This window comes from Hydrocoleum sp. CS-953, from assembly GCF_002260545.1.
Lineage (GTDB): Bacteria > Cyanobacteriota > Cyanobacteriia > Cyanobacteriales > Microcoleaceae > Trichodesmium.
This window is the reverse complement of sequence record NZ_LGSU01000758.1, coordinates 1-4,540: the sequence shown is the minus strand read 5'-3', so window position 1 is coordinate 4,540 and position 4,540 is coordinate 1. Positions and strand designations below refer to the sequence as shown.

Annotated in this window: 2 protein-coding genes and 1 tRNA gene; all 3 read right to left on the bottom strand. The window is 37.9% G+C overall.

Annotated elements, in window-relative coordinates; all coding sequences use genetic code 11:
* Positions 1-240 precede the first annotated feature (240 nt).
* The 3 genes from fba to AFK68_RS09185 all read right to left on the bottom strand — a co-directional run bounded on the left by fba (position 241) and on the right by AFK68_RS09185 (position 3,512).
* Positions 241-1,320, bottom strand: a complete 1,080-nt coding sequence (gene fba, locus AFK68_RS09195; RefSeq protein WP_094672460.1) for a class II fructose-bisphosphate aldolase — start codon at positions 1,318-1,320, stop codon at positions 241-243.
* 965 nt (positions 1,321-2,285) lie between these two features.
* Positions 2,286-2,357, bottom strand: a tRNA-Lys gene (locus AFK68_RS09190).
* Positions 2,358-2,639: 282 nt separating this feature from the next.
* A complete protein-coding gene (locus AFK68_RS09185; protein ID WP_094672459.1) occupies positions 2,640-3,512 on the bottom strand; it encodes an aldose epimerase in 873 nt (290 codons plus the stop codon).
* Between the last annotated feature and the right edge of the window lie 1,028 nt (positions 3,513-4,540).

Sequence of the window (4,540 nt, the reverse complement as noted above, 5' to 3'; positions counted from 1 at the left end):
AAAAAAATGAGAAGCTTTGTGTTATTTCAAAAACTTATCATCGAGGACTTAGGAATTTTTGAGGGTTAAACACTACAGAACTATAACGTTATAGTTTTTCTACTCTGTGTCTAGTGTATCTCCCTAAGTCCTGATGAAATTAGAAAAAAAAATGAGAAGCTTTCTGTTATTTTGACAGCTTCTCATCAACTAATTAAATATTTCAGAATTTGGAGTAGAAAATTCTAATTACGCTATAAACTATACTGAAACTGCAGTCTTAGTAGTAGCAGCTAAATCTCCACTAGCATACTTAGCAGCAAACTCATCCAAAGTTTGAACCTTAATCTTACTAGCATTACCAGCAGTACCAAACTGTTGATAACGATCCAAACATACCTGCTTCATTAACTTAATAGAAGGCTTCAAGAAGTGACGAGGGTCAAAATTAGAAGGATCTTCAGCAGCAGCCTTACGAATAGCAGCAGTAATAGCCAAGCGGTTATCAGTATCAATATTCACCTTACGAACACCACTCTTAATACCTTTTTGAATCTCTTCAACAGGTACACCGTAAGTTTCAGGAATATTACCACCATACTCGTTAATCATAGCCAATAAATCTTCAGGAACAGAAGAAGAACCGTGCATAACCAAGTGAGTATTAGGTAGACGACGGTGAATTTCTTCAATTCGGCTAATGGCCAAAATTTCTCCTGTAGGCTTACGAGTAAACTTATAAGCACCATGGCTAGTACCAATAGCAACTGCTAGAGCATCTACTTGAGTTCGCTCTACAAATTGTACAGCCTCATCTGGATCGGTTAAAAGTTGATCTTCGGTAAGTTTACCTTCTGCTCCATGGCCATCTTCCTTATCGCCCATACCAGTTTCTAAGGAACCCAAACAACCTAACTCACCTTCTACACTTACACCGATGGAGTGAGCAACCTTAACTACTTCAGCAGTAACATTAACATTATATTCAAAGCTAGCTGGAGTTTTAGCATCTGCCTCTAGAGAACCATCCATCATCACGCTAGTGAAACCGTGGCGCATAGCCCCATAGCAAGTAGAAGGAGAATTACCATGATCTTGGTGCATAGCAATAGGAAGATGAGGGTAAGTTTCTACTGCAGCCAAGATTAAGTGACGTAGAAAATTTTCACCAGCATATTTGCGTGCCCCACGAGAAGCTTGTAAGATTACAGGGCTGTCTGCTTCATCTGCCGCCTGCATAATGGACTGAATTTGCTCCATGTTGTTGACGTTATATGCAGGAATGCCATAACCGTTTTCTGCTGCGTGGTCTAGTAGTAAGCGCATTGGTACGATAGCCATACCTTTTCCTCCTAATATTTTTTGTTATTAGCTTATTAGCAAATTGGTTTACTTAAGCTTAATTCTTACGACAATATTAAGACAAAATGAAGATTCTGTCTATAAATATTAAATTTATCTTTTCTATAACTTCCGTTTCTTCTGTAGGGGCGAATGGCCATTCGCCCCTAAAACTCCTGTACGTCGCTAATCCGACGGCTCCCCTACCTGACTCCTCCCCCTTACTAAAAGACTTATTTAGCAAACCCTACATACAGGGGTTTCCTAATTGATGAGGTACACCCATCGCGACTAAGATGCCTGCACTGCAATATTTTCACTATTTACCTTGTACCTCATTTGCCCGAAATCTGCTGTATCTTTTAATCTGAGTAAACCAAAAAGTAGGGACGTTAAATGGAACCTCCCTACTGGGTTATGATTTTTTTTCAATCTGGTTCACTGATTTGACACTCCACGGACTAAAGTCGCGTGGATTCTTTAGAGGAGCTGTAAATCGGGTTAAAACCACGATTTCCACATTGCTCGTTTACGAAGTATTGCCGTTAGGCAAAACGGCCACATTGCCAGTACCGTACCATAGTACGCATACAGCAGCAGCTCACGCTTACGGTGCCAATCGCCACTACTCTCTCCGGTCAAAGACCATTGAGGCTACTTTTTAAGTTGTTGATTGATTCACTCACTCTGAGATACAACGTGCTGACTAACGGCTGGAAACAGAGTGCTGGCAAGCACCGGGCTACCTTTTCGGTTAACCACCCTTTAACTGAAGCGTCCATTAGCTATCGGGCTTTCACCATGCCATACGAGGTCTTCGTGTCTTTGGAGTTAATCATAACACGAATTTGGACTACGGGTTAAAACCCGTCGCGTCGTTTCCATCCAGCCGTTAAAACAGTCTGGTTTCCCACTTACCGATTTTTTATGATGAAAAATTATGTGAACTTTTACTCTGGTTTTAGTGGGTCGCCCGGGACTCGAACCCGGAACAAATCGGTTAAAAGCCGAGTACTCTACCATTGAGCTAGCGACCCTAATTTTATAGATGAAGTCAGAAGTTAGTAATTAAACTTTTACTATGACTAAGTTTGAGAGGTTGAAAATTTTTTAACTACCCTATCGGCTGCTATATATTTCTTTTTCTCTCACACAATTATTAACGTTAGCATAGTCATAACAAATATTGCAAGGGTTTTCGGAAAAAATTTTATATTTTGTGACAACTGGCTATGGAAAAGCGATCTTTTTATTGATAAAGTCCATATTTGGGGGACAAATTAATGGTGTACTAAATGCTCGACTAAAGTATACAAGCATTACACAAATTTTGCAGTGAGTCTGATTAGCATTTCACAAGAAGACCCAGGCTCTAAATTAACCATACGATAACCTGTGTTTAGAGAATTAGCAGGAGCTGTCCATGGCTCTAAACAGTAAAAATCCTGATTCTTAACTGTCCAGAAGACAATAGTTGAATATGCAGAAGTATAACTTAGTGTAATTCTTAAACCACGACTTTGATCGTAGACAGTTGTGGCCAAACCTGTTAATTTTTCAAAGACTGCATCCACTTCATCTAGTTTAGAATCAAATTTACAATAATTATCATGTAGAGTTCCCGTATTCCGATCCAAATATTGCATTGAAGGGATATTAAAGTGGAGCTGATGCTTATTTGGAGCTAAGAAATAAGGATGCAGTCCTGTGGAAAATGGCATCTTTTGTGTATTGCCCAAGTTAGTATAAGTTTGGAATATTTCTAGAGAGTTACCTTTCAGTTGGTAGGTAAAGGTAAGTTTAAAGTCGAATGGATAAATAGTTCTTGTTAATCTATTGCTGGTTAAAACTAGAGTTATTGAGGCTTTATCTTGATTGGACTTTCCTCTGACTTCCCAAGGTAGGTCTCGTGCAAATCCATGTTGTTTGAGAAAGTAATCATTACCATTGTATTTGTATTTGTTGTCTGCTAAGTAGCCACAAATAGGGAACAAGATAGGTATTCCACCTCTTACAGTTAATTCTGGATTCTCAAATCTGTTAGTATCAAAGAAAAGTAGCTCCTGATTCTTTACACACCAACTGGTAATTATTCCTCCTCTCTCTGGCACTACATCAATACTAGAATTAAATGCTAAATCAGAGAGGGTATAAGTTTTGTATTTTTTCTGTTGTAGTGCAATGGCAAACACAGTTTTTATTTTAATTCAGGAATTGAGTATTTAATATTATACCAAGCATGAAAAAAGAATGCTATTCTTAGGTGAAGGTTCACTTATTAAGTAATTAATCTGGGCGAAATGACATCTTTAGTAATTAGTACGCCAGTCATTGTTAATTATTTATATTTTTACTTTTACCCGACTCCCTTACTCAAGAAATTTTAACGAACACTTATCAAGCTTGATATTAGGTATTGGGTTATTATCGGTAGCAATAAAAATAAACTTTTTTGGTTATTTACCCAATGATTATTTAGATGTCTATTTTCTCTGTGATTAGAGATTAAATACATGAATAAATCTAAAAAAGTGAATAGGGAATAGTTAGTAGGGGGGGAGGCAAGAAAACACAACTATTGGTTATTTCAGTTAGTCTCCTGTCGGAGGAACTGCGTTTTTTCGTATAGGGAATGCTCCGCATTTCCTGACGGAATGCTCCGCAAACATGTCGGCTCTTAGCCGAAACGTTTTATATGTCGCGCAGCGTTTCGCTGCGCGACATGAAAAACGCGCGTTGTGCGGAACGCTAAACAGTTAGCCTCCTCAGGAGGAACTACGTTAACAGTACCAACCGCTGAAGTTGGAGGCTTGAAATACTGAAGTTTACTTTTGTCATACCCTTAACAAGGGAGGCTTGAAACCCTATTTTTTTCATCGCTAAAAAATATTCGATAAATATTAACCAAATCAAATATAGCTATTCTTTCGTAGAGTTTTAGTGACCAAAACCCTGATTTGGCTATTAGGGATTAATTTCATTAATGGATAATTGATAATTACCTCTGGTGAAAACTGTGAGGGAATTGAATATAAGGAAATACCTTAGCACTTTTTTTCTCTTGGAAAGGGTCGGCTAATCAAACTCAATTATTTAATTCTTAATTCTTAATTATTCGGTAGATTCATTCCACTGGTTTCAGCCTTAATATTTGATCGATAAATAGTCTCTTAAGAGGAATTTAGCAAAAAATTAAGGTATAAAGCCTCTCCATTCATGG

Bases quoted from the DNA above. Each gene is read 5' to 3' on its own strand.
- fba (WP_094672460.1), bottom strand. From the start codon at position 1,320: ATGGCTATCGTACCAATGCGCTTACTACTAGACCACGCAGCAGAAAAC.